The sequence below is a fragment of the Lacinutrix sp. Hel_I_90 genome (assembly GCF_000934685.1).
GTDB lineage: Bacteria > Bacteroidota > Bacteroidia > Flavobacteriales > Flavobacteriaceae > Lacinutrix.
On the sequence record NZ_JYNQ01000001.1, the window covers coordinates 185,308 to 211,555 of the forward strand.

30 protein-coding genes and 1 pseudogene are annotated in these 26,248 nt (G+C 33.4%); 14 read left to right on the forward strand and 17 right to left on the reverse strand.

From position 1 onward, the window contains the following. Positions 1 to 45 precede the first annotated feature (45 nt). From GQ46_RS00790 to GQ46_RS00830, 9 genes are all read right to left on the reverse strand, one after another. Positions 46 to 828: a nitrous oxide metabolic protein gene (locus tag GQ46_RS00790; protein ID WP_044397474.1), complete on the reverse strand. Its 783-nt coding sequence runs from the start codon at positions 826 to 828 to the stop codon at positions 46 to 48. Beyond that, positions 821 to 1,528 (reverse strand): ABC transporter ATP-binding protein, encoded by a 708-nt coding sequence (locus tag GQ46_RS00795; protein WP_044397476.1) that lies wholly within the window; start codon positions 1,526 to 1,528, stop codon positions 821 to 823. Before GQ46_RS00795 ends, GQ46_RS00790 begins: the two co-directional genes overlap by 8 nt. Beyond that, positions 1,522 to 2,766, reverse strand: coding sequence for a nitrous oxide reductase family maturation protein NosD (locus GQ46_RS00800; RefSeq protein ID WP_082041688.1), 1,245 nt, complete (start codon positions 2,764 to 2,766; stop codon positions 1,522 to 1,524). The genes GQ46_RS00795 and GQ46_RS00800 overlap by 7 nt, the downstream gene beginning before the upstream one ends. Before the next feature lie 36 nt (positions 2,767 to 2,802). Then, positions 2,803 to 3,096, reverse strand: coding sequence for a cupin domain-containing protein (locus tag GQ46_RS00805; RefSeq protein WP_044397478.1), 294 nt, complete (start codon positions 3,094 to 3,096; stop codon positions 2,803 to 2,805). A 3-nt stretch (positions 3,097 to 3,099) separates the two neighbouring features. Then, complete coding sequence (locus GQ46_RS00810; RefSeq protein ID WP_044397482.1) at positions 3,100 to 3,534, reverse strand: nitrous oxide reductase accessory protein NosL; 435 nt, start codon at positions 3,532 to 3,534, stop codon at positions 3,100 to 3,102. A gap of 14 nt (positions 3,535 to 3,548) precedes the next feature. After that, positions 3,549 to 4,145: a hypothetical protein gene (locus GQ46_RS00815; protein ID WP_044397485.1), complete on the reverse strand. Its 597-nt coding sequence runs from the start codon at positions 4,143 to 4,145 to the stop codon at positions 3,549 to 3,551. Positions 4,146 to 4,303: 158 nt separating this feature from the next. Then, positions 4,304 to 6,274 (reverse strand): Sec-dependent nitrous-oxide reductase, encoded by a 1,971-nt coding sequence (gene nosZ / locus GQ46_RS00820; RefSeq protein WP_044397487.1) that lies wholly within the window; start codon positions 6,272 to 6,274, stop codon positions 4,304 to 4,306. A 26-nt stretch (positions 6,275 to 6,300) separates the two neighbouring features. Then, positions 6,301 to 6,879, reverse strand: coding sequence for a fasciclin domain-containing protein (locus GQ46_RS00825; RefSeq protein ID WP_044397489.1), 579 nt, complete (start codon positions 6,877 to 6,879; stop codon positions 6,301 to 6,303). A gap of 6 nt (positions 6,880 to 6,885) precedes the next feature. Next, entirely contained in the window at positions 6,886 to 7,389 is a 504-nt protein-coding gene (locus tag GQ46_RS00830; RefSeq protein ID WP_044397491.1) for a cytochrome c, read from the reverse strand. A gap of 116 nt (positions 7,390 to 7,505) precedes the next feature. Here GQ46_RS00830 and GQ46_RS00835 point away from each other — a divergent pair, with 116 nt between their 5' ends. Continuing rightward, positions 7,506 to 7,937, forward strand: a complete 432-nt coding sequence (locus GQ46_RS00835; RefSeq protein ID WP_044397493.1) for an Rrf2 family transcriptional regulator — start codon at positions 7,506 to 7,508, stop codon at positions 7,935 to 7,937. Between the two features lie 111 nt (positions 7,938 to 8,048). Here the strand turns inward: GQ46_RS00835 and GQ46_RS00840 are convergent, their stop codons facing one another. The 8 genes from GQ46_RS00840 to GQ46_RS17925 all read right to left on the reverse strand — a co-directional run bounded on the left by GQ46_RS00840 (position 8,049) and on the right by GQ46_RS17925 (position 16,816). Next, on the reverse strand, positions 8,049 to 8,882 hold the full coding sequence (locus GQ46_RS00840; protein WP_044397494.1) for a universal stress protein: 834 nt from the start codon (positions 8,880 to 8,882) through the stop codon (positions 8,049 to 8,051). A 13-nt stretch (positions 8,883 to 8,895) separates the two neighbouring features. Further along, on the reverse strand, positions 8,896 to 10,260 hold the full coding sequence (gene hemN / locus GQ46_RS00845) for an oxygen-independent coproporphyrinogen III oxidase (RefSeq protein WP_044397496.1): 1,365 nt from the start codon (positions 10,258 to 10,260) through the stop codon (positions 8,896 to 8,898). An 86-nt stretch (positions 10,261 to 10,346) separates the two neighbouring features. Then, positions 10,347 to 11,192: a universal stress protein gene (locus GQ46_RS00850; protein ID WP_044397498.1), complete on the reverse strand. Its 846-nt coding sequence runs from the start codon at positions 11,190 to 11,192 to the stop codon at positions 10,347 to 10,349. 16 nt (positions 11,193 to 11,208) lie between these two features. Continuing rightward, positions 11,209 to 12,060, reverse strand: coding sequence for a universal stress protein (locus GQ46_RS00855; protein WP_044397500.1), 852 nt, complete (start codon positions 12,058 to 12,060; stop codon positions 11,209 to 11,211). 478 nt (positions 12,061 to 12,538) lie between these two features. Continuing rightward, the gene (locus tag GQ46_RS00860; protein WP_044397502.1) at positions 12,539 to 12,925 is read right to left on the reverse strand and encodes a hypothetical protein; all 387 of its coding nucleotides are present in this window, start codon (positions 12,923 to 12,925) and stop codon (positions 12,539 to 12,541) included. A gap of 12 nt (positions 12,926 to 12,937) precedes the next feature. Continuing rightward, positions 12,938 to 13,780: a universal stress protein gene (locus GQ46_RS00865; RefSeq protein ID WP_044397504.1), complete on the reverse strand. Its 843-nt coding sequence runs from the start codon at positions 13,778 to 13,780 to the stop codon at positions 12,938 to 12,940. Between the two features lie 103 nt (positions 13,781 to 13,883). Further along, positions 13,884 to 14,939, reverse strand: coding sequence for a response regulator (locus GQ46_RS00870; protein ID WP_044397505.1), 1,056 nt, complete (start codon positions 14,937 to 14,939; stop codon positions 13,884 to 13,886). Next, a complete protein-coding gene (locus GQ46_RS17925) occupies positions 14,936 to 16,816 on the reverse strand; it encodes a PAS domain-containing sensor histidine kinase (protein ID WP_044397506.1) in 1,881 nt (626 codons plus the stop codon). Before GQ46_RS17925 ends, GQ46_RS00870 begins: the two co-directional genes overlap by 4 nt. A gap of 130 nt (positions 16,817 to 16,946) precedes the next feature. On the opposite strand from GQ46_RS17925, the gene GQ46_RS00880 reads away from it, so the two are divergent. The 13 genes and pseudogenes from GQ46_RS00880 (at position 16,947) to GQ46_RS00940 (ending at position 26,241) form a co-directional block, all read left to right on the forward strand. Then, positions 16,947 to 17,327: a hypothetical protein gene (locus GQ46_RS00880; protein WP_044397507.1), complete on the forward strand. Its 381-nt coding sequence runs from the start codon at positions 16,947 to 16,949 to the stop codon at positions 17,325 to 17,327. Positions 17,328 to 17,333: 6 nt separating this feature from the next. Beyond that, positions 17,334 to 17,633, forward strand: a complete 300-nt coding sequence (trxA, locus tag GQ46_RS00885; protein ID WP_044397508.1) for a thioredoxin — start codon at positions 17,334 to 17,336, stop codon at positions 17,631 to 17,633. Further along, a complete protein-coding gene (gene deoC, locus GQ46_RS00890) occupies positions 17,633 to 18,280 on the forward strand; it encodes a deoxyribose-phosphate aldolase (RefSeq protein ID WP_044397509.1) in 648 nt (215 codons plus the stop codon). Before trxA ends, deoC begins: the two co-directional genes overlap by 1 nt. A gap of 2 nt (positions 18,281 to 18,282) precedes the next feature. Beyond that, a complete protein-coding gene (gene deoD / locus GQ46_RS00895) occupies positions 18,283 to 18,981 on the forward strand; it encodes a purine-nucleoside phosphorylase (RefSeq protein ID WP_044397510.1) in 699 nt (232 codons plus the stop codon). A gap of 94 nt (positions 18,982 to 19,075) precedes the next feature. Then, positions 19,076 to 19,687 (forward strand): WG repeat-containing protein, encoded by a 612-nt coding sequence (locus tag GQ46_RS00900; protein ID WP_044397511.1) that lies wholly within the window; start codon positions 19,076 to 19,078, stop codon positions 19,685 to 19,687. A 40-nt stretch (positions 19,688 to 19,727) separates the two neighbouring features. Continuing rightward, positions 19,728 to 21,017 (forward strand): acetyl-CoA hydrolase/transferase family protein, encoded by a 1,290-nt coding sequence (locus GQ46_RS00905; protein ID WP_044397512.1) that lies wholly within the window; start codon positions 19,728 to 19,730, stop codon positions 21,015 to 21,017. A 19-nt stretch (positions 21,018 to 21,036) separates the two neighbouring features. Then, on the forward strand, positions 21,037 to 22,128 hold the full coding sequence (locus tag GQ46_RS00910; protein WP_044397513.1) for a site-2 protease family protein: 1,092 nt from the start codon (positions 21,037 to 21,039) through the stop codon (positions 22,126 to 22,128). Between the two features lie 15 nt (positions 22,129 to 22,143). Beyond that, positions 22,144 to 23,223 carry an efflux RND transporter periplasmic adaptor subunit gene (locus GQ46_RS00915; protein ID WP_044397514.1) on the forward strand — a complete coding sequence of 360 codons (1,080 nt, stop codon included), beginning with the start codon at positions 22,144 to 22,146 and terminating at the stop codon, positions 23,221 to 23,223. Beyond that, positions 23,223 to 24,485: an FtsX-like permease family protein gene (locus GQ46_RS00920; RefSeq protein WP_044397515.1), complete on the forward strand. Its 1,263-nt coding sequence runs from the start codon at positions 23,223 to 23,225 to the stop codon at positions 24,483 to 24,485. Before GQ46_RS00915 ends, GQ46_RS00920 begins: the two co-directional genes overlap by 1 nt. A 1-nt stretch (position 24,486) precedes the next feature. Next, positions 24,487 to 25,161: pseudogene (locus tag GQ46_RS00925) on the forward strand (ABC transporter ATP-binding protein). A 78-nt stretch (positions 25,162 to 25,239) separates the two neighbouring features. Further along, on the forward strand, positions 25,240 to 25,449 hold the full coding sequence (locus GQ46_RS00930) for a DUF2892 domain-containing protein (protein WP_044397517.1): 210 nt from the start codon (positions 25,240 to 25,242) through the stop codon (positions 25,447 to 25,449). A 203-nt stretch (positions 25,450 to 25,652) separates the two neighbouring features. Then, entirely contained in the window at positions 25,653 to 25,868 is a 216-nt protein-coding gene (locus GQ46_RS00935) for a hypothetical protein (protein WP_044397519.1), read from the forward strand. Between the two features lie 7 nt (positions 25,869 to 25,875). Beyond that, positions 25,876 to 26,241 (forward strand): arsenate reductase family protein, encoded by a 366-nt coding sequence (locus GQ46_RS00940; protein WP_044397521.1) that lies wholly within the window; start codon positions 25,876 to 25,878, stop codon positions 26,239 to 26,241. The last annotated feature ends 7 nt before the right edge of the window (positions 26,242 to 26,248 follow it).

Here is a 26,248-nt window from a genome sequence, read left to right on the forward strand (position 1 = left end):
TTAATTATTTAAAGTGTCGTATACTGTGAATCACTAATTATAGGGCTAAAAATCCTTTTTATTAGATTTGAAGACAATTCGTAATACGGGTAGAGCTACCCAAATAATTAGCATTATAAATGAGACAATGAGTCCCAAACTAGTGCCGAAAAATTGCTTGAATACAGCGCCAGTGTAACCTAGCAATGCAGAGATGTCTAGTTTTAATAGAATGAGTGTTCGTGATAAATCTATAGGGTTAAGCATCGTACCGGCCAGAGATAATTTGTCTAGAGGATACTCTTCAAACAGGATTAAGGTCATTAAAAAGAGACCGTCGTATACAATGGCAAGAAATAGCCATAGTAGTATTGCATAGCCAAATCCTTTTATTTTATTCTCATTAGAGAGTGCGATGTTAAATGCTAATGCAGTAAATATCATGGTAAGAAATGTTCCGGTAATTAGTAATAAAGAAAAATCCCAAATCGCATTAGATTTAAACAAACCATAAAACACAAAGGGAATTCCTAATCCTAAAATCAAACTCAAGGCCAATGACAAGGCCACACCTAAATATTGGCCTAAAAAGATAGAAGAACGCTTTAGTGTTTGTGCTAAGAGGAGTTCCGTAAATTCCCTAGAATTATAATAATACATCACACCAAAAACAGTCCCGATTAAAGGCACAAGAACAATAATAACATTCATTAAGGTAATGACTGCTTTAGAGAGGTCATTGTTTAAAAATAACAATACAATACCTAGTAGTAAATAAAAAGCGAAATAGACGTAACTCCAACGACTGCGGATTAAATCGAAAAAACTATATTTTAATATTTTAAGCATGATTATCTATGAGTATTGATGCTATTGCATGTTCAAAATCGGGTTGATTTGTTTTGGTTTTGAGAGCGTTTACGGTACCTTTAAAGTAGATTTTGCCTTCTAATAGAAAGACAATCTCGTCTGAAATTTCTTCAACAAAACCCATAATATGTGACGTGATTAAAATTGTTTTCCCTTTTTCTTTTTCGGCTCTGAGTAACTCTTTTAGTCTGATTAATGCCATGGGATCTAAACCACTGGTTGGCTCGTCTAGAATAATTAAAGGACTATCAAACATAAAAGTCAATACAATATTTACTTTTTGCTTGGTACCACCAGAAAGGGTGCCCAATTTTTTGTCTAGAAACGGTTTTAATTTGAATAGTTCAATGAGGTATTCTGATTCTGAGGCACTACCGCGTAAATCTTTTATCATCTTGATAAGCTCCTTCACTTTCAAATTACTTGGAAAATTTGCTATTTGTGGTAAGTAATCAATGTGTCGTCTGTAGTTAGATTTTTTTCTAATATTTTCGCCACGCACAGTTATACAGCCTTGGTTAGGAATCACCATGCCTAGAACAGATTTTATTAGCGTTGTTTTTCCAGAGCCGTTTGGTCCAAGTACAGCAAAGATCCCACCTTTATCGATGTTTAAATCCACACCACTTAATACGTTGTTTTTACCAAATTTTTTATGTAAACCTTGTATTGTTACCATGTTATTCTTTTTGTTACTGGATGGTTATCAAATAAATTATCTGGTGTAAAAACAGGAGATACTTTTTCAGAAAAATCTATGAGATCTATAAACAGACTGCGCAGTAAAATAATAGTTTCTGGCGTGCGGTTTACGATGTAAGAGAATAATTTCACAGGTCTGTAAGGGATATCACCAATACCATCTTTATCGAGGTCATATCCAGTGTAATTACTCCAATAATTTTTATCAAATACATTATCATTCACTCTACTATTATAAGAAATGTCAAAGGAATTGTAGAGGAAGTTATTCGCTATAAAGCGATTGCTATAACACGCACCGCGCACTTTAATTGCCCAGCCATTATTAATGAAGTTGTTGTTTTTGTATACAATGCGATTTGAACCTTCGATGTTTATTCCAATAGTGTTTTCTTCAAACGTATTCCCAATAATTTCAGCATCATTTATTTCTTTTAAAAGCATACCGTAGGCGGCTGTTCCCCAGTTTTCTTGAAAGGTGTTATTAATCATTTTTATCTTTTTGGAAAACATTACTGCTACACCAGCACCATTGTTTTTAAAGGTGTTGTCTTGATAAATATCATCATTAGAAAACATAAAATGTAAACCATAGCGTACATTATTTACAGTCATATTATTCTTGATTAAGCAATCGTCTGAAAACTCTAAATAAATACCGTCCCGAACATGCGCGATATAATTATGCTCTATTTGTATATGATTACTATACCAAAGTTGAATGCCATTTCCTGAGTTATATTCGTCAATGGCATTTCCAATTATTTTGTTATGAAACACTTTACCATAGCTTGATTTTTCTATGTAAATCCCGAAGAATAATTTTTCTAGAACTACATTTTGAATCACAAAATGTTTGCTTTTTCTGACTCTTATGGCGGCATAATCTTCAGTATAACTTGTACCAACGTTTATAATAAATAAGCCGTCTATGGTAACATTATCTGCTATAATGGTAATGATTTCTCCTTTTAACTCACCATCAATCACAGGATGGTTTTTACCAATAATGGTTAGTGGTTTATCTACAATAATAGTGTGCTCTTTATAGGTGCCTTTTTTAAGAATAATGGTATCAAAATCCTTAGCTAGGCTAATGGCTTTTTTTAAACTTGAAATTTCGCAATTTTCACAAACGCTAATGGTTTGAGAAAACGCTGAATAGCCTAAAAGAACAAAAAAGAATAAAATGATATGTTTAGAAGTGCGGTTCACTATAGCGTTGACTGAATTTAAACTGTTTTTATATAACTATCTAATAATTAAAAATTTAGAATTTTTTGTAGCAGCAACCCAATGTTTTTCATTTTTAGGAAAGTTAAAAGTTTGGTGCTTTTCTAAATTAAATTCAGAATTATTGATGTGGAATATTATCTTTCCTTCCAATATTAGTAATGTAGCATCTCTAGGAGAGGTGTGTTCTGGAAAAATGGCATTCTTTTTCAGGTTTATTAAAATGACTTCTTTAGCATTGATATCTAATAATTTAGAAGACTTAAAGTCTGCTGTGACATCCATATTTATTTCATTGTTAATGGTATTCATTGTCTATTGATTTAAGTGGTTTACTAATTCTTTCCAGGTATATAATTTGCCTCCTTTATGGGATTGCATGGAAACAGCTTCTTCTTTAGTTTTAAAAGCGGACAAATAGGCACCCATAGGACTCGGGATGCTTTCAGTAATTAAAAAGGTAGATTGTGTTGCATCTATTAAAGATTCTGGAACGTTGTAATCATTAGATAAATACAATTTGATTGTTGACGCATCAAACTCATTTAAAAAGGCCACCATACATTCTGTAGCATCAAACTTGTATGTTTTGCCTTTTTTAGTCACTATTTCTGCAGCGTGAACTTTGTCGACAATGGTCATGCTACAAAAATGACAACCATCGCTACCATAATCTATAGCTTTTGGAGATACGGTACAGCTAACTGATATTAGCAATGCTGCTATTATGAAGTGTTTTAGTGTATGCATACGAATTGTTTCTTTTAGAGCGTAAGTTTTTTATTACCTCTTTTTCCCACCCAAAAAGCTACAAATGCCATAGCAATGCCCAATGCTAAAAATAGCGCTCCTAATTGTGGATAGGAATGTGCTTTGAAATTTAAAATAGTTTTGGTGCCAAATAAAGGAGGTTGAAAGCCCATTTGGGTGCCATCTGGATTCTTAAATTTCATAATGGCTTTTGGGTCTAAATTATGCCCGTAATCATGTTCCCAAATATAAAAATCATATATACCAGTAGCACTCACGACGACCATTAATATAAACCAACCTAAAAACCATTTATAATTACCTATAAATACGATAATTAAGCCTATTATGCTAGTAATGATTATACCTATGGGAAAAATTTTAAACTCTGGTATGGCTTCAGGAATGTATTTCATCCCCACATAATGGTTCATTAAATTAATGTTTTTAATGTCATGCGGATGCACATCAGAAAAATCATTAATATGAATATTCATCGCTAAGGGCGTTGGATACTGTGGTGCTTCTAGAGTGATTCTCCATAAAGGGAAAAGAAATAACCCAAATGGAAGCACAGCAGCAATAAACATGAGAATATTAGATTTTTTCATGATAGTGATCTTAGTTATATTATAGAACTACTTATTTAGAAGTCTCTACTGTTTTTAAATAAAGGCGAGAGCAAAATACTTTGGCTCTCGCCTCTGTTAGGAAAATAAACACCAATATAAATTTCCCTAATGTTGATATTTCTACAGAGCTACCTTATTTATTCTATATCCTCTCCAAGAGACCATTTAATAGGTGTGCTAGAATCTGCTGGCGATACTCTTATATAACCTTGCATTTCTTGGTGTAATGCAGAGCAAAAATCTGTACAATAAAAGGGCCATACACCAATTTTTTTTGGCTCCCAAACCGAGGTTTTAGTTTGTCCGGGCATAATTAATATTTCTGACGTGTTTTGACCTAGTACAGCAAAGCCATGCGGCACATCAAAATCTTGTTCTAAGTTCGTCACGTGGAAGTATACTTTATCTCCAATCTTGATGCCTTCAATATTATCTGGTGAGAAGTGACTTCTAATAGTCGTCATGTAAACATGTACTTCTTTCCCTTTTCTCTCCACTTTTGTGTCTCCATCAGTTTTAGCAGCATAAGGGTGCATATTGTCTTTTAAATCATAGATTTTTTGGGACCGTTCTTTAATAAGATCAGCGCGCATTGCTGCGGCATAATGTGGTTCTCCATGCGTTGGAAAGTCGAGTAGAAGCTCCATTTTATCGCCCGAAATGTCATAGAGTTGTGCACTATGTTCTAACTCTGGACCAGTTGGTAAATAACGATCTTTAGTAATCTTGTTCATCGCAAACATATATTTACCTTGTGGCTTTCTAGAGTTTCCTCCAGGAATTGTTAAATGACCAACAGAGTAATATGTAGGCTGTCTGTCTATTACTTCCCAAGTGTCTAACTTCCATTTTACAACCTCAGAAGAAATAAAGAACGACGTATAGGCATTACCTTTACCATCAAATTCTGTGTGTAATGGGCCTAATCCTGCTTGATCTACAATACCAGCTAATACGTCTTCAAAATTTAAAATTGGAATGCCATACGCTTCACCCGTAAATTTTTTGTTCTCAATGGCATCCAACATTTTTGTAAATGAATGTACCGTTAAATTGGCAGATAGTTTTCCGTTACCAACAATATATTCTCCGGAGGGATCAACATCACAACCATGCGGTGACTTTGGTGTTGGTAAGAAATAAATAGCACCAGGAACTTCAGCCGGATTAACGACACGCACTTCTTTTTTCATAGTAGATGTTGCTGTGTGTGTACTTTCATCGTATACATTATGCGCATAATCTGCAGGCATCATTGTGCCGCCACCATCATTTACATACGCTTCAATTTTTTTCCAATTAATAGCAGCAATAAAATCTTTATCGTTTTGAGAGGCATTAACCTCCAATAAGGTACTTGCTTCTTCTGTGTTATAAGTGGTAAAGAAGAACCAGCCATGAGACTTTCCCCGTCCAGGATGTGATAAATCATAATCAAAACCAGGCATAAGGATTTGGAATTTTATCGCCATATTTCCAGTATCTGGTGCAACGCTTATAAATGATAAAGCGCCTTGAAAATTACCCTTATATTCATTAATTGGCATGTCACGTTGCGGAATAGGTACAGAAAAACGGGTACCTGCCACGACATATTCTGTGTTTTCCGTTACAAAAGAAGAGCTGTGGTTACCAGCACTATTTGGAACTTCGATGATTTCAGTAGTTTCAAAGGTCTTTAAGTCAATTTTTGCAATTCTCGGGGTATTATTTTCATTTATAAAAATGAAACGACCATCAATTTCTCCGTTAGTTTGTGAAATGTCTGGATGGTGAGAATCTCCCCAAGGAATAAATCCATGAGAGGTATTAAGCATGGGTTTTGTTTCTTCAGAATAGCCATATCCAGAGGTTGGGAATTGTGAAAATACAGGAATTTCTTTAAACATTCTTCCTGATGGTAGGCCATAAACGGTTAAGTTACCACTATATCCGCCAGAAATAAAAGCATAGAATTCATCATGTTCTCCTGGAGCGACGTATACTTTTTCTGCGGCATTACTTGCTAAGGCACCAGAATTACTATTAGAGTTAGTAGCTTTATTACAACTTGTAAATACTAGTAAAACACTTAAAAGTGTTATAGTAGATTGTATTATATTCTTCATTGTTTTAAAAATTTAATTAGTGATTTTTATTCTTCAGTTGGTGGTAATAAAACTTTGTCAATCACATGTACAATACCGTTTCCAGCTGGAATACTAGCTAGAATCTTTGCACCACCTATTAAAGGTTCTCCATTAACAACTTCAACTTTTACATAATCATTATTGGCTTGTCCTAATTTTTTAAACTTTTTAAGAAAGTCTTTGCTGTAATTACCAGGAGTTACATGATACTTTAAAATATTAGCCAAAACTTCTTTATTTTCTGGCTTTAATAGATTTTCGACAGTCCCTTTAGGTAAGGCATCAAAAGCCTCATTTGTAGGCGCAAATACCATTAATGGTCCAGCATTTACTAATACATTCTCTAACTCAGCAGCTTGAACAGCAGCCACTAAAGTGCTATGGTCCTTTGAACCAATAGCGATACTTAAAACGGTTGGCTTACCAACATCATCTTTAATAAACGCTTGTCCTGTTTTTGTTTCAGATGCGCTTTCAGTTTTTGAGACTTCAGTGTTTGTTGTGTTTTCTTCGTTTTCATTTTTACAGGCGTAAATTAAACAGATACATGTAAAAGTGAAAAATAGAGTTTTGATTGGTTTCATGATTAATTAATTTAAGGTTCGGAAGTATTCTAAAACGGCTCTGGCCTCTTCTTCAGACAAGTTTTGATTGGCCATAGGTGAACCATTAAATTCGATTAACAATTCTTTGGCCAAAGGATCTTCTTTAACCATAACCTCTGGGTTTAATATCATATTCATAACCCATTCTGGTGTACGTCGTTCTAAAATACCCGATGGTGGAGGACCAATAAACTTTTTATTTGGTCTGTGACAAGCGGTACACATGTTTTTAAATACATTGGCGCCATGAGTAACCATTTTTTGGTCTATTTCATCATTTAAGCTTATAGACTTTATAGGACCAACACCTTTAGTCGTTAAATCCACTCTTTTAGATGCCGGACTATTTTCTGCTTTAGGTGTTGCAGATTGCTCTGTTGTTGTCTTTTTTTTGAACGTAAATGTTTCTTTCTTTTTTTCTTCTTTGCCTCCACAACTAATAAGTGCAATAGTAAATACAACGGTCAGTAATTTTAGTGTTGTCTTCATGTTTAAGTTGTTTTAATAGCACAAATGTACTTTCTCAAGAGAAGAAAAAATATGATATTTATCATATTTAAGATAAAAATATCTTTTATATATTTGCAGTGTAAAACACTTATAGTATGTTCTCAAAATCAGTTAAATATGCACTAAAAGCGGTGTTGTTTTTGGCAGTAAATTCTAATGAAAAGAAAAAGGTTATGGTGAAGGATCTTGCCAAACCTATTAATGTACCACAAGCCTATATAGCTAAAGTACTGCAGGAGCTTTCGAAGCAGAAAATAATCTCTTCAACTAGAGGTCCAAATGGCGGATTTTATTTAGATAAAAACAATAGAGAACAATCTATTCTGTCTATTATTTACGCTATAGAAGGAGAGCAAAAAATGACGAATTGTTTGTTGAATTTAAAAGAGTGTAATGCAGCGAAACCTTGTCCTTTGCATCATTTAGCAAACCCTAGTAGAGAAGCATTAATTAATAATTTAAAAAATAAAACGATAAGAGATCTTGCAAGTGATATAAAAAGCCGCATCGCATTTTTACCCATTTAATTCCTGTTTTTTAAATGTATAAAGCGGACATAAAAAAAGGAGCTGAAAATGATTTCAGCTCCTTTCATACTTTAAACATTAAAACTAACTTAAAAATATTTAAAGTAATTATTATATTTTAAAAGTCATTACAGGTTTCTGTGCATGATTTGCTAAATCTTCAGAAATACTACCTGTAAAGAAGTGAGAAATTCCTGTTCTTCCGTGAGTAGCGATAGCAATTAAATCTGCGTTACTATCATTTGCAAAATTTAAAATACCTTTTTCAACGGTATAATCATTGACATAATTAACCTGTTTTAAATGGTCTAAATGACCATCTGCCTTTTCTAAAAAATTAAAAACTTGTGATTTCATTTTGGTAGTACTCATGAAATTTTCATTTGGTAAATTCACGTATACTAAATGGATTTTAGATCCTAAAGATTTAAATAAAGTGGCGGCCTTTTGGTAAGGTTTAATAGCTTCTTCGGTAAAATCACAGGCAAAAACAACCGTATCGAAATCTACAGAAACAGGCGCTTTTTTAATCACTAATACAGGTACGTCTGAATGTCTAACTACTTTTTCGGTATTTGAGCCTACAAAAGCTTCTTTGATGCCACTTGCGCCATGAGACCCCATAATTATTAAGTCTGCATTGTGCTCCTTTGCGACATCATTAACTTCAGAAAACACTTTAAAATGTTTTATTATAGGTGTTATTTTAATCCCTGTTAAATAGTTTTTAGTCATAAACTCATTAAACTTTTTTTCAGCAAGCTTCATAAAAAAGAGGGTTTCAGACTGTAATTCGTTGCTCCCTTTTGTTAAAATAGTTTCAGAGATTTCTAACATATGTAGTGCTAAAATTTCAGCATTGTGTTTCTTTGCCAATCTAGCAGCTGTTTCTAAAGCATATTCAGACTGTTTAGAGAAGTCTATAGGCACGATAATTTTTTTCATAATAATTTGGTGTTTAAACTGTCATTGAGAACAGTTGCGTTTCGGGTTTTTTTCTTTGTAGTAATACATCAAAAGCCATGCATATGTTTCTTATAAATGGTTTGCCTTTTTCAGTAACGGTAATTGATTTTGCTTGTATTTCTATAAGTCCATCTGTTTCCATTTCTTTAAGTCTTATCAGAGTGTCAGGTAATTCCTTAAAAACGACTCTGTTATCATTCCATGACGTTTCAAATTGACACATAAGATTAAGAATATGCTGTCTTATAATAAGATCTTCATCGTTTAAAATATGACCTCTAAAAATGGGTAAAATTTGAGCTTCGATTAAATGATAATAGTCTTCAATACCTTTTGTGTTTTGTGTAAAGCCATACCAGCTATCACTTATTGCTGAGACGCCTAAGCCAATCATGGCTTGTGTTTTTGAGGCGGTATATCCCATGAAGTTTCTATGTAGTGTACCGTTTTCCATAGCTTGGTATAGCGTATCTGTTTTTAGTGAAAAATGATCCATTCCTATTTCTATATAGCCAGCATCTGAAAGTTGTTTTTTACCTGTTTCGTATTGTTTACGTTTGGTAACAGCAGTGGGCAAATCGTTATCATTATAGCCGCGTTGACCGTTGCCTTTTATCCATGGTACGTGAGCATAGCTATAAAATGCAATACGATCGGGACCTAAGGTTTTTGTTTTTTCTATAGTATCTTCAACATGTGCTTCTGTTTGAAATGGCAGTCCGAAAATGATATCGTGGCCAATAGAGGTAAAGCCAATCTGCCTGGCCATTTCAGTCACTTTTTTTACATTTTCAAAAGGTTGAACCCTATGTATTGCTTTTTGAACAGTTTCATTATAGTCTTGCACACCAAAACTTACCCGCCTAAAGCCTAAATTATAAAGCGTTTGTAAATGCGTTTCTGAGGTATTGTTTGGATGCCCTTCAAAACTAAACTCATAGTCTTCAGCTAAAGTCGCTTGCTTAAGAATTTCATTTATGAGATAGTCTAAGTTTTCTGGACTAAAGAAAGTTGGTGTACCGCCACCAAGATGCAGCTCTTTAATTTTTGGTTTTATACTGAATAAATTACAATATAAATGCCACTCTTTAATCACAGCATTTATATAGGGAAGTTCTACTTCATGTCTTTTAGTAATGCGTTTGTTACAACCACAAAACGTACATAGACTCTCACAAAAAGGCAAATGAATGTATAGGCTAATCCCTTCATTTCTATTACTTTCGTTAAAAGCGTGTATTAAAGACGATTTCCATTTCTTTAAAGAAAATGTATCCATATTCCAATAGGGAACTGTAGGATAACTGGTATATCGAGGACCAGCAATATTATATTTGTTTACTAAAGAATGACACATAAATTGTTTTACGTAAAATTACGCTAAGAATGTATTTTAAAACATGATTTATATCATACTTAAAGTTACTGATTTTTATAGAAATATCAATTGTTTTTTGAAGGAATTACTAAAAAAGGAATATTTAAATGGAAACCTATTTGATTCACTTTTGCTTTAAAAAAAACGTTTTCAAAAAAGGAGTGTTTGTTATTAATCATGACCAAAAAATTTATACGTGCTTTTATTTGAAAATTTGAAATAGCAGTAGAAACATCCTGGTTGTTAACGTCATGAAAAACACTAGAAATAGGTTTAAAATAAGAGGCTAAGGTGTTCTTGTTTTCTTCTTGTTTTTCAGTAAGATCCTGACCATAAGAAACATGTAAAACAGTTACTCTAGCGTGCTTATTTTTAGCAATGTCTATAACAGGTTTTACTTGTTCTTCTGTAAAAGACACTTCATAGTCTGAGGGAAATAAAATTTCATGAGGCGCTTCATATTCAAACGTATCTGGAATGGCTAAAACAGGACATTTTGTATTTTTAATAGTGTGTACTGTATTGGTACCAAATAATACTTCTTTTAAACCAGAAGCACCTTTAGTTCCCATAACGATAAGCTCCATGACATTTGATCTATAAAGCTCATCTATTTCACTAATTAAAGTATTAAATGCAGCAATACTGGAATAGCTGTGGTTTGGATTACCAAATTCTTTTTCCATACGATGAATCATTTCCTTTAGTCTATTTTCAGAATTTTCTCTAACAATACTTTCTAAATTCATTGCTGGCGCGACAACTAATGCCTGCTCCGTATGATAAAAAATAGGCGTATAAGTGTTTAATAAGCAAAAATTACAGGTTTCATCTTTAAACAGTTGTAAAGCATATTTAATGGCATTCCATGAATTATCTGAGAAATCTGTTGGTAAAAGTATGTTTTTCATTTTGTATGTTTTATAGTTAATAGTCGCGTCTCATATTTTGTAAGGCTAAAAAAGGGACATCTATATGTAAGGTCATTTTATCTACTGCAGACGCGAATAAAAGATTTTCTAAAAAGGAACGTCTGGTATTAACCATGACCAATAAATCGGTGTCATTTTCTTTCATATGGATATAGATAGCATTAGTCATATTTTTATTATCCACGACTATAAAATTGACTTTAGTCTTGGGTAGTTCTCCTATTATAAAAGCTTTATTGTCCTCTTGACGTCTGGAAAGTTTGTCGTTCTTTGAGACGTATAACAAATCGATAACTGCACGATAAGGCGTGGCTATTTCACTAATTAATTTGAGTTCTCTTCTTTTGTATGGAATCATGAAATTAGTAGTAAAAACGATGTGCTTAGGTTGTTTATATTGGTAGTGCTCTGGGATTGCTAAAACTGGACATTGTACATATTTTAGAACTTGTAATGTATGGCTTCCAAAAGTAATCTCCTTAGCATTACTTTTACCTCTTGTTCCCATGATGATAAGGTCTATATTTTTAGCTGTGACTATTTTGTCAGCCTCATCAATAAGCGAATTATACGCACAAACAGTATGGTAGGTGTACTTTGGGTTAGGGGCAATAGTCTTTGCCGCTTCTAAGAATGATTTTAAATAATCTTGAGAGCGTTCTTTAACGCGATTTACAACGTCTTCAAAGCTGCCACTGTTGAGTAAACTGGCATCACTGTAAATTTCATCTTCGTAAGCATGTAAAAAATAAAATTCGGCACGTTCATATTTAAATAACTCGAGAGCATATTTTAATGCGTTCATAGCATTATCTGAAAAATCGGTTGGAATTAATATATTTTTCATGGTTATCGCTTTTAGAGTTTTAAAAATAAAGGGTATAAAAAAAAGAAACTATGATATTTATCAGATGTGTTTAAAACAAAAAAAGGGAAAGCTATAAAGCATTCCCTTTTTTGTCTCATGGTCTAAACATTAGTTTAAAGCTCAGTCTGTTTTTAATTATAAACAAAATGAATATGAGAGACATTGATTAATAGCCATTACTAAAATAGAAACAGGAAGTCGAAACCTCCCATTTCTTTTTAAGTGCTTAATTTTACTACTTGACAAATAGTAATCCTAAAGATTTCTTTGCATTAAATAAAGATAGCCAAAGTATTTGCTGCCAAATAAAATAAATTTGAACACTTCTACAATCTATAAGGTCTTACGATTTATAGATGTATACTAAAGTTTATAACTAATTGATTAGTTTTAGTAGTAATACAAAAGTAATATACAAATAATTTTTAAAATATGATATATATCAGTTTTTATAAAATTAATACAGAATAAAGCCATAAGCAACATTGAGTAAGTAAACGCCTACAATTAATAATAAAATATAAAGTGTTTGCGCTAGTTTGACATTGACTAGTGTTAACCATGAAGAGGTACGCCTAGGAAAAATGAATAGGGATAGGCCAATAGTTAATGAAAACCACCCTATTATAGTGATGATAAATTTCCAATTAGGTTCCCAAATATTGTGAAACAAGAGGTTTAGGAGTCCGACAATTATGGCTAAAAACGCAGATAATATAAGAAATTTCTCATCTTTTAAATCATTAAATATTTGTTTTATGCGTCTGGGATTGAAACTTAATATAATGAAGAAGATGATAAGGTACCATCCCCAAAACTTTGCTAAAAAGATTGAAATGTCCATACTATTTATTGTTTATTCGTGTAACACCAAAAATGGAATGTCTGTTTGATAACTAATTTCTTCAACTTTTGAGTTAAAAAATAGATGTTGAAAATAGTTTAAATTTTTTGCTACCATAGCAATCATTTTTATTGATCTGCTTTCAACAAAACATTGGACTGCATTTTCAACTTTTTTATTGGTTAAAAAGTGAAAACTATGCTGATTACCGTTAAAATAATCTGCTAAAAACTCTTTGTTTTTTTGTTGTTCACTATTTAGTTGCGCCTCTTTTTTACTGATATGGAGTATCTTTAAAGCACTAGTATTGTGTTCTAAAATATCTGAAAGTGGCAATAAGGTTTTTACACCATAAAACTGTAAAAAATCAGTAGGGAAGGCAATTTCTTCAAGCGCTGTGAATGTTGCGTTTTCGGGGACAACCAAGGTTGTACAGTGCACTTTTGTTATAATATCTCCTGTGTTTGTCCCTACTATATATTTCTTTATTCCAGAAGCCCCTTTGGTACCCATGACGATTAGATCTACCTTTTTTTCTTCAACGTGCTTTCGGATCGACTCTATAAAAAAGTTATAATCTGTTAGTGTGTAAAAGGAATGGTTTAAATTGTCTGGAAACTGTGCAGCAATACGTTTTAAAAATTTACGCAATTTCTTTTTTGCAGGTTTAGTATAGGTCGTTTCAATTACCTCAGGCGCATTGGTATAAGGCAATTCATTTGTCATCACGTCACCTAATCTCGTGACATGCAATAAATAAAAGGTACAAGGCTCTTTTTCCAGGAAGTTAAGTGCATAAACTATAGCGTTCCAAGAATTCTCAGAAAAATCTGTTGGTAATAGAATAGTCTTCATTTACATTTATCTTAATTAATACCTATTGTAGCTTGTTAATGCTAGAATAGGGATAAGACAAATTTAGCAGGAAGGTGTTTTTTAAAAAATGATATAAATCATATTAACTAATCTCTTGAAGTCCTTCAAGATCAAGAATTCTAATATTTCTGCCTTCAACTTCAATAAGGCCTTGCTTTTTAAAATTAGACATGGTTCTAATTAATGTTTCTGTGGCAATACCAGCAACACTGGCTAAATCGTTTCTTGATATTTTAATAGGATCTTCTGGTTTACGGTTTAGTTTTTCGGCAAATTTTAAAATGGTGACCGCCGTTTTTTTATTGACCGAACTATAGGCCATTTGTAATAACTGATTCTTTACACCAGAAATGTCATCTGTTAAAAGTTGTATAAGTTCTAAAGTGAGTTTATGGTTACTATTTAAAACTTGCTTTAGCTCATTTTTAGAGATACCAACCAACTCTACTGCTTTAATTGCAGTTGCCGTTTCCTGATAAGGAATATTTTGAGTAAAAGACGTGTAACCAAACAAATCATCTTCTTTGTGTAAGGCTGTTGTTAATTCTTTGCCTTGTTGATCTAATTTGTGGCATTTTACGACCCCTTTAATGACTAAATAAATGTAGTTGGAGTTTTGGCCTTCGCTGTAGATTATTTCATCTTTACTTAAGGAAAAAAGCGTGCCGTTATCATCAAAGAAATTTTTAAGATCACTTAAAGTTCTCAACTCATTATCATCTCTGTTTTCTTCGTTTTCTGTTTTCGTAACTCTTAAATCCTTTAAAATAGAAACTTTAGCTAAGCGACTTTCTATCGCACTAATGAGTTCGTCTTCATTAAAAGGTTTTGTAATGTAATCATCTGCACCTAAGTCCATTCCTTTTCTAACATCTTGTCTTTCAGTTTTAGCAGATAAAAAAATAAAAGGGATGTATTTAGTCTCATCTTTTTTAGACAAACCATTAAGCACGCCATAACCGTCAAGTTCTGGCATCATAATATCACAAACAATAATATCTGGTGCATGCTGTTTTGCCATTTCTAAGCCAATGATACCATTGGCTGCAGTAGTGACTTTATAATTTGCTAACTCTAATAATTCAGCGGTATTTTCGCGCAATACAGCATCATCTTCTATTAATAATACGTTCTTCATTGATTTGGTGTGTTTGGAATACGCATCGTAAAAGTGGAACCCTGGTTTTCTTGACTTATAAAATGAATACTGCCTCCTAAATTTTCAAGGTGGGTTTTTACAATATTTAAGCCAATGCCAGTACCTTGACTAAGCAATGCGTTTTCAGCTCTAAAATAACGATTAAAAATATTCTTTTGGTCTCTTATAGGGATACCTATACCATTATCGATTACTTTAAATACCGTTTGATTTTTATCTTGATGTATGTTTAGTTCTATTGTGGTATATTCAGGAGAATATTTAATAGCATTATGGACTAAATTGGAAAGTGAGAGTTCGATGGTTTTTTCATCCTGAGTTAATGTTATCTCATCTATATTTTCTGGATAATTAATTTTTTGTCCTTCTTTTAAAAGCATATTGGCGTTGTAAATGACTTCATTAACCACCTTGCTTAATTTAAACGTGGTAAACTTGTAAATAACTTTTCCGGTTTCTAGTTTTTCAACGGATAGAAAATCATTTAAAATAGTGTCGAGGTAATGTACTTTTTTCGTAATCGTTTCAATATGCTTATCACGTTTGTCTTGCTGTGCTTCTAATGTATATTTGCTAAGCAACATGGTAGAGGTTAGAATGCCCGCTAAAGGCGTTTTAAATTCATGTGATACCAGAGATAAAAATTTTGTTTTAAGTTCATTAAGTTCCTTTTCGGTTTCTAAAGCTTCTTTTAACTGTTTTGTGCGTTCCTCAACGGTGTGTTCCAGTCTTTGTGTGTAATTTTTCAACTCTGTTATATCCATTATAATCGCAACAAACACAGATTTGTCGCCTAAAGTCGATAATTGTAAATGTACCTGCACAGGATAGAAAGAGCGATCATGGCGTTGGTGTCTGGTTTCGAACTCAATATTTTCTTTGCTACCGTCTAATAGTGGTTTTAAAACGTTTTGAAAAGCGACTTTTGAGAAATCAGGTTTAATATCAAGCGGCGTCATTTTCTTTAATTCGGCTAAAGTGTAACCAATATTTTTTTGTGCGCCATAATTAACATTAATGAATTTTAAAGTTTTAGCATCAAAAACGAAGATTTCATTGAGGGATTCATCAAAAATTGTGGCGAGGTGATTGCGTTCCTGTTCACTAATTTTTTGCTCGGTAACATCATTTTGAATACCAATAAAATGAGTGATGACACCGCTTTTATCCTTAACAGGCGTGATGTTTAAATCGTTCCAGAATAAAGTGCCGTCTTTTTTGTAATTCCTTATAGTGGTTTGACAGCTCTTGCCTTGCTTTACAGCCTTTCTTAGTGCTCTTACACTCTCTTGATCTCTATCATCAGCCTGTAAAAACCTACAGTTTTTATTTAATATCTCCGCTTCCGAATAACCTGTTAATTTGGCGAAAGCTGGATTAAAATAAATGATGGGATTATCTTTTTCAAGGGCGTCTGTAATAATAATACCGTTACTGGCAGATTGTAACGCTTCACTTTTCATCATTAAATCCCGTTCTTTTTCTTTACGTTCTGTAATATCTATAACCAGAGCCATAACGTAGGTCTTGTCGTAAATGCTGAATGGATTTAAACCCACTTCTACTGGGAAAGTAGCACCACTTTTTTTAGAGCCAAACAGTGCACGCCCTTTTCCCATAGTGCGTTTTTCACTATGCTTATAAAAAGTATTAAAGTGATGCACATGACTTTCATGGTAATTGCTTGGAATTAAAGTGCTAAGTGGTTTTTGAAGTAATTCATCTTTCTCGTAACCAAACATAGTTTCGGTAGAACTGTTTACGCCTACTATATTTTGATGCTCATCTACGATAAGAATGCCTTCTGAAATAGCTTCAGCTAGAATTTGAAAAATATCCTGATTATTCTGAAACATTGCTAGTTTTTGAAGTTCGTATTTTTGATAAAATTACAAAAATATATAATGAATGGATTGATAATACTGATATATATCATTGCTAAATAAGGATAGACGATTTAGTTTTGTTTAATAAAATTATTTTTAGATGAAGGGTGAAAATACTACTAAACGCGCTTTTTACCAAAACCTTGGCAAACTGTTCTACGCTATAGCATTAGTAGATGGCGAAGTTAACGATTTAGAAATAAGTACCTTAGAGCATGTTGTTAGTGAGGAGTGGCTACTCGTTGATGATGCTTTTCCAATAGTTGATGTTTTTAATTGGTTAAACGCCGATCAGGAATATAATGCTGAGGATTGCTTTAAAAGTTTTATTCTCTTTAAAAATAATAATGAGCATTTATTCACAGATAAAATAAAACAACTAATTTTAAGAACGGCTAATAAAGTGGCATCGAGTTTTGCTGGAAAAAACAAATCTGAACTGATACTACTTGCAAAGTTAGGGTTAGCCTTTGAAAATTAAAAATAAATGAAAAATAGCTTTAATACGATTATAAATTCTGAGGCACCCGTTTTAGTCGATTTTTTTGCAGAGTGGTGTGGCCCGTGTAAAATGCTGGCTACGGTTTTAAAACAGGTGAAAGATGCCTTAGGAGAGCAGGTGAAAATTATTAAAATTGATGTTGATAAAAATCAACCGTTGGCAGCAAAATATCAGGTTAGAGGTGTGCCAACACTACTGCTTTTTAAAAATGGCAAGCAATTGTGGCGACAGTCTGGCGTGCTTCAGAAAGATGAGATTATTACCATTATAAAATCGCATCAATAGTGGAAATCAATACATATATAGACCACACTTTACTTAAACCAACGGCGACTCCAAACGATATTATTACACTGTGTAGTGAAGCAAAGCAGTATGGGTTCTTTGCCGTTTGTGTGAATGGTTGTTATGTTACTCTTGCAAAAGAGCAGTTGCTCAATTCAGAAATTAAAATAGCCTCTGTTATTAGTTTTCCTTTAGGCGCAATGGCTACTAGAACTAAAATTTTTGAAGCAAACCAATCTGTTTTAGATGGTGCCGATGAGATTGATATGGTAATTAATTTGGGCTTACTTAAAGCAAAAGCCTATCAAACCGTAGAACGTGAGATTTCAGAAATAAAAAAAGAAATAGGGCACAGGGTGTTAAAAGTCATTTTTGAGACCTGCTATTTAACAGACGAGGAAATAAAAACAGCCTGCAAATTATCTATAAACGCTGGGGCCGACTACATAAAAACCTCCACTGGATTTGGACCTGGTGGCGCTACCTTTGAAGCTGTTAAATTAATGAAAGCAGAAGTTAAAGAGCAACTAAAAATAAAAGCCTCTGGTGGTATAAAAGACACAGTAACGGCCAAAAAATATATAGATTTAGGGGTCTCCCGAATTGGCACATCCTCTGGAATACAAATCGTTTTAAACCCACAATAATTTTGAGTATACATATTGAAGCAAAAAAAGGAGATATTGCAGAAACTGTATTATTACCTGGTGATCCTATGCGAGCCAAATGGATTGCAGAAACCTTTTTAAAAGACGCTATTTGTTATAACGAAGTTCGTGGCATGTTAGGGTATACCGGAAGCTATAAAGGGAAACGCGTATCTGTACAGGGCACCGGAATGGGGATACCCTCTGCCTTAATTTACAGCCATGAATTAATAAATGATTATGGGGTGAAAAATTTAATACGCGTGGGCTCTGCAGGATCTTATCACAAAGACGTGAAAATTCGTGACATTGTTATTGCTATGGCGGCGTCTTCAACGTCTGGTATTAATAATTCACGCTTTATAAATGCCGATTATTCGCCAACGGCAAATTTTGAGCTTTTTATGAAGGCGGCCCTTTACGCTAAAGAAAAAAGCATTCCTATTAAAGCAGGGAATGTACTCTCTGCAGATGAGTTTTATGAAGACGACTTTGATTCTTATAAAAAATGGGCAGACTTTGGGGTACTGTGTGTAGAAATGGAAGCTGCAGGCTTGTATACTATTGCTGCTAAATTTAATGTAAAAGCATTGGCTATTTTAACGATTTCAGATTCTCTGGTTACCAAGCAAAAAACCTCTTCAGACGAACGTGAGAGTACCTTTGATAAAATGGTAGAGATTGCTTTAGCAACTTTGTAGGAAGATATTTTCCTTGATTTGTATGACTAATATCATTTTATAATGGAGTGATTCAGGATACTTTTATTCTCATAAATCAAAACCTTTTATTATTATGAGAAAACAAGTCATTTTATTTATGGTGTTGCTTTTTATTCCGCTAATAAATGCAGCCCAAAATACAGAACAATTAGATTTTATTTCACCTTTTAGTGATGGTGTGGCTGCTATAAAAAAAGGAAACCAATGGGCCTTTATAGATACTGATGGTGAACTCATTTTGGACTTTAGAACAGATCTCGTGCTTACTGAAACAGGGAGGACTAGCTACCCAATATTTAATAGTAATAGGTGCTTGATTATTAAAAACAAAGCGGGTATTCCGTATTACGGCTATATTGATAAAACCGGTAAAACGGTTATTGAACCTCAATTTTTAAATGCAAGGCCTTTTAATGAAAATAAAGCTATTGCATTAGAATTAGTAAAAGAAGACTTGGGTAAAAATGAAATACTTAACAAAGAAGTCTATCAGTATAAATATTTTGAAGTTGTCATAGATTCAGATGGTAAAATTAAAACTTACCTAACAGGTCCTGTTTATATAGGCTTGTCGGCATCAAACCTTAGAAAACCTCCTGTAATTTCTTCAACATTCATTTCAGAAAATTTAATTGCGACAAGAAGTAAAGACAAGAAATGGAAAATTAAAATGCTAAATAAATAAGATCATATATTAAAAAGAGTAGGGCATACGCTAAAACACTATGAAAAATACTACATTAAAACTAATTACAAAACAAGACGCGGTTTCTTATGTTAACTCGGGAAATAGAGTTTTTATTCAAGGTGCTGCAATGACACCAAATACTTTAATTGATGCCTTGTGCGAGCGTTATAGTGAACTGGACAATGTGGAAATTATTCAATTGCATACCGAAGGCACTGCCTTATATACAGAATATCCTTATAATAAAGCTTTTAAAGTTAATAGTTGTTTTGTAGGAGCTAATGTTAGGGGAGCAGTGAATTCCATTAATGGCGATTACATTCCCATATTTTTAAGTGAAGTTCATTTGCTTTTTAAAAGACAAATACTACCTATCGATGTGGCATTCATTCAAGTGTCTCCACCAGACCAACATGGGTTTTGTTCCTTGGGGACCTCTGTAGATGTTACCTTATCTGCTCTAGAAGCTGCTAAAATTGTAATTGCTCAAATTAATCCACAAGTACCAAGAACCCACGGAGATGGTATTATTCATAGGCGTAATATTGATTATGCTATTGAAGTAAATACACCTTTACATTTTACAACCCCGGGAATTTTATCCACTATTGAAGAAGCTATTGGGCAACAGGTGGCTTCATTAGTAGACGATGGTGCGACGCTACAAATGGGTATTGGAAACATACCAAACGCTGTATTGGCTAATTTGAATCATCACAAACGTTTAGGCATTCATACTGAAATGTTTTCTGATGGTATTTTACCTTTAATCGAAAACGGTAGTATTACAGGAGAAGATAAAAAAGTAAAACAAGGGAAAATTGTGACTTGCTTTGCTATGGGCTCTCAGAAATTATATGATTTTGTAAACGATAATCCTATGGTACATTTTAAGGAAGCCTCTTATACTAATGATACCAAGTTAATTAGAAAAAACCCAAAAGTAACTGCTATTAATAGTGCGATAGAAATTGATTTAACTGGGCAGGTTTGTGCCGATACTATTGGGAAGTACCAGTATTCTGGAGTAGGCGGTCAAATGGATTTTATACGCGGCGCCTCGCTTTCCGAAGGGGGGAAAGCCATTATTGCGCTGCCTTCTATAACAGCAAAAGGCTTCACTAAAATAGTGCCTTTTTTAAAAGAAGGAGCAGGGGTAACCACGACTAGAGCTCATGTTCATTACGTTGTAACCGAAAATGGCATTGTAGACCTCTTTGGAAAAAACTTAAAACAGCGGGCCAAGGCGCTAATAGAAATTGCCCATCCTGATTATCAAGAAACCTTAGAAAAAGAAGCGTTTAAACGCTTTGAGAATTTGGTTTAAAACGAATTGTAATAAAAAAATGAAAGGAAACTTAAACATAGGTCGTGTTCTAGGAATTAAAATTAAAATTCATTGGACTTTTTTATTTTTGTTATTGTGGATTGCTTTAGAGCAAATTCGAAGCCAAGCATCAGATGAAGGGGTATTATTTAATTTAGCTTTCGTAGGTATTGTTTTCTTTTGTGTGGTATTGCATGAGTTGGGTCACGCTAGTGTTGCTAAGCGTTTTGGGGTGCAAACTAAAAAAATAACATTATATCCCATTGGAGGCGTAGCAAGTTTAGAGCGCATTCCGGAAGATCCAAAACAAGAATTTTTAATCGCTATTGCAGGCCCATTAGTGAATTTAATACTTGCAATCCTGCTTTATTTTGCTATTCCAATAAGCAGTTATACGAGTCAAAGCTTTGGTGAACTATTGATATCGCTTAATACTTTTACCTTTCAAAATTTACTACTCTACACTTTTGTCGCTAACATAAGTTTGTTTGTGTTTAATCTCATACCTGCATTTCCAATGGATGGTGGCCGCATATTTAGGGCTTTATTAGCCATGTTTATGGATCGTGTTAAAGCCACGCGAGTGGCTGTTGTAGTGGGGCAATTTATAGCGGTATTACTCTTACTTATAGGCTTGCTTTATAATCCTGTGTTAATTTTTATTGCGCTGTTTATTTTTATTAGTGCCTATGGTGAAAATAAATTCGTTAAGCACAATGCGCTGCTCAAAGATCATATGGTTAAAGAAGCGATGCTTACAGCTATTACAACGTTTACCCCTAAGGATACAATTAAAGACGTTATTGACGTGTTATTAACAGGAAGTGAAACTAATTTTGTGATTGTCAATAACGATAATTCGGTTGCTGGAATATTATATAGAGACGATGTTATAAAACACTCAAAAAATAGATCAAAAAGCATTGATGAAGTGATGACAAAAACACATCACCCCATTCTTGTTAATAGCAATTTAAAAGAGGCTTATGCTAGACTGGTTAAAGATAAGAAGCCCTTTTTTGCCGTAACAGATAAAAATAAATTAGTGGGTGCTATTGATTTTTCCAACATCAGTGAATTTATCATGCTTGAGTCTCAATTGCATTATTAAAATAAGATCTGCTTTATGAGAGTTTCACTTTTATCTTTCGTTTTCCTATTAGCAATAGCTTGTTCTAAAAAACAGGATAGACTGCTACCGGAGTTAAGAGAAGTTACAGCGTCTGTTTATTCTTCTGTGACTATTCAACCCGATAGTATGTATAGCGTCTATGCTAGCGTGGGAGGCATTTTAGATAAGCATTTTGTAGCGGAAGGCGACCTCGTTACAAAGGGAGATCCTTTAATGCAAATTATTAATAGTACACCAGAACTGAATACTCAAAATGCTAGATTAACTTTAGAATTAGCGAAAGAGAACTATTCTGGCAGTGCAACTCTTTTAGAAAGCATACAAGATGAAATTACTGCGGCCCAGCTTAAGCTTAAAAATGATTCCATCAATTTTTTCAGACAGAAAAATCTTTGGGAGCAAAACATAGGATCAAAAGTGGAATATGACAACAAATTACTAAACTATAAGTTGTCTCAAAATAATTTAAAGCTATTAAGAAGTAGATACAACAGTACAGCACTGGAATTACAAACCACCGTAAAACGAGCGAGTAATAACTATCAAACGGCATTGATAAACACAAAAGATTTTACTGTGAAAAGTAAAATTAAAGGTAAAGTTTATGCCTTGTATAATGAGCCAGGTGAGAGTGTATCCACCATGCAGCCTTTAGCTTTAATAGGCAGTGAAACCCATTTTGTTTTAGAGCTTTTAGTGGATGAGGTTGATATTGTAAAAATCAGCGAAAATCAAAAGGTTATCATAACTTTAGATGCGTATATGGGAGACGTTTTTACAGGGGCCATCTCAAAAATCTACCTTAAAAAAGATGAGCGAAATCAAACTTTTAAAGTAGAAGCATTATTCGATGTGCCTCCTAAAATAGTCTATCCTGGATTGTCTGGAGAGGCTAATATTATTGTTTCAAAAAAGGAAAACGTACTAACCATTCCAAAAAGTTATTTGATAAATTCAGATAAAGTAAAAACCGAAAACGGTTTAGTAACCATAACTAAAGGCTTGGAAAATTTAGAATATGTTGAAGTTATAAGCGGGATTACAGAAGACACATACATTTATAAACCAGAATAATGGTCAACTGGAAAATTATTTTGAACATTGCTAAAACGCATTTGCTGACAAAGTTTAAGCAAACGGCGATTGCTGCTTTAGGGGTTACTTTTGGTATTGGTGCTTACATTACTTTAGTCAGTTTTATGACCGGTTTAAATGCGATGTTAGACAACTTAATTTTAAATCAAACCCCTCATATTCATATTTACAATGAAATAGAACCTTCAAAAAAGCAACCCGTTGCTGTGTACGATGCTTTTAAAAACAGCTTTAATGTTGTACATTCTATCAAACCAAAACAAAGTCAGAAAAAAATACATAATGCCTTACCCATCATACATTTATTGAATAAGAATCCGGATGTAAAAGGCGCCATTCCACAAATTAAAACACAAATTTTTTATATAGCAGGCTCTATAGAATTAGGTGGTAATTTAACAGGGATTATCCCTATAGAAGAAGCGAAATTATTCAATTTTAAAGATTATATCGTAGAAGGTTCTGCAGAGAAACTTCAAAATACAGACAATGGTATTCTATTAGGTGCAGGTGTCGCTAAAAAAATGTCTTTATCTCTTGGAGACCGGGTACAAATAAGCACGATAAAGGGCGATGTGTTTCCATTAAAAATTGTTGGTATTTACCAAAGCGGTGTTGCAGATTTGGATGCTGTTCAAAGTTTTGTAAACTTAAAAACAGTGCAACGTATTTTAGGCGAAGCAGAAAATTATATAACAGATATTAATGTCAAACTTTATACTATTGATAAGGCATTACCATTAGCTCAAACAATAGAAAAACAATTTAATTTAACAGCCATAGATATTAATTCGGCAAATGCACAATTTGAAACGGGCACAACCATTAGAAATCTCATTACTTACGCTGTTTCTATCACCTTGTTAATCGTTGCTGGTTTTGGTATTTACAATATTTTAAACATGCTTATTTATGAAAAAATGAATGATATTGCTATTTTAAAAGCTATTGGTTTTTCTGGAAAAGATGTGCAATATATCTTCATGAGTCAAGCTATAATTATAGGGCTAGTTGGGGGCCTTTTAGGACTGCTCATTGGTTTTGTATTTACCAATATAATCAACACCATCCCATTTAAAACGGAAGCATTACCCACTGTAAAAACGTATCCTATAAATTTTAGTGGTTGGTTTTATATTATAGGAATTGTTTTTGCCATGGTTTCTACTTTTTTTGCTGGGTATTTACCTTCTAGGAAAGCTAAAAATATAGATCCTGTTAAAATAATTAGAGGTCAGTAAGATGAATACCGTATTAGAAGCCAAAAACATAAACAAATACTTTAGAAAGCCCGTGCTTTTTCATGTTTTAAAAGACATTAATTTTAAGATTGATTAGGGTGAGTTCGTTTCAATTATGGGGAAATCGGGCTGTGGCAAATCAACACTTCTATATATTTTATCTACTATGGATACAGAGTATGAAGGGGAGTTGTTTCTCAATAATGCTTTAATTACGGGGCAGACTAGGAATCAATTATCATACATACGAAATAAGCATATCGGTTTTGTGTTTCAGTTTCATTATTTACTTTCTGAATTCTCTGTATTAGAAAACGTCATGTTGCCTGCTAAAAAGTTAGCCGAAAAATCTTTAGAAGAAATCGAGCAGGATGCCTTTCAAAAATTAAAAATATTAAACATCGCACATTTAGCACATAAACGCGCGTCTCAAATATCAGGAGGAGAAAAGCAACGTGTGGCTATTGCCAGAGCCTTAATAAATAGTCCTTCTATTATCATGGGCGATGAACCCACAGGAAATTTGGATAGTAATAATTCAGACAATGTGTTTAATATTTTTAAAAAGTTAAGTGTAGAACAGAACTTAGCCTTGCTCATTGTTACACATGACGAGGATTTTGCAAAGCGCACAGATAGAATCATAACGATGGAAGATGGTCGTGTACTTCGCTAAAATGGTTCTTGTTTCAACTGATATTTATCATTTTACCAATCAAAGTAAGCGCCTACTTTTAATAAAAATATAAAGATTATGAAAAAAAATATGGGAAAGGCAGATAGAGTTATTCGTTTTATAGTCGCTGCTATCGTTATTGTTTTGTTTGCAACACAAGTTATTTCTGGAGCCTTAGGTATCGTATTATTAGTCTTTTCGGGCATATTCTTGCTAACCAGTTTTGTTAGTTTTTGTCCGCTGTATGTGCCATTTGGTATTCGTACCTGCTCAGAAAAAGAAGGCTAATTGGCGTCGAGTTTTCTTGTCGTTTATTGAAGATTCTCATTATTTTTTAATACATTAATGTAGCGAAAGTTATGCTGATTTAAATACCTAGGCCCAGTATTTATTAGTGCCCTAGCTCATGCGATTAAAAGGGGTGTTTGTACTAATTAGAAAGACATTTAGTAATGAAGACATGATAAATCAACCTTTAATTAAGAAATACAATGAAAAATTTACAAGAAACCCTTATTGAAATCACCAGACTAACGACTCGTATAGAAACGAATTACCCTGAGTTATACCTTTATTTAGATGAAACGCCAATGACGATCCCAGCAAATAATCATCCAGATATTGGTATTAACGCTATGAAAGATTATTTAGAGACTTTAAAACAGCTATTAAAACATCATATAGAAACCTATAAAAATAAAGCATGATTTAGTTATGGGAGAGATTGCTACTTCAAATAGACAAATAACACTATACTATAATTCTAATTCTGTGCGTGCTAAGCAAACCTTGGCATATGCTCAAGCCGAAGGCATTCCTATCTTACCTATAGATATTTTGAAACAAAAACTCACTGGAACACAAATTACAGAGTTGGCCGAGCGTCTTAAAATTAAAATTGAAGATTTTGTAAATCAAGAGCACCCAAGTTATAATAGTAAATTTGAACAACACCAGTTGTCTAGTGATGATTGGATAAAAATGATACAACAGAATCCAGACATAATGAAGCAACCTATCGCTTTAAGAGGCGATAAGACTATTCTTATAGAGACACCTACAGATATTATAAAAATATAAGATTAGG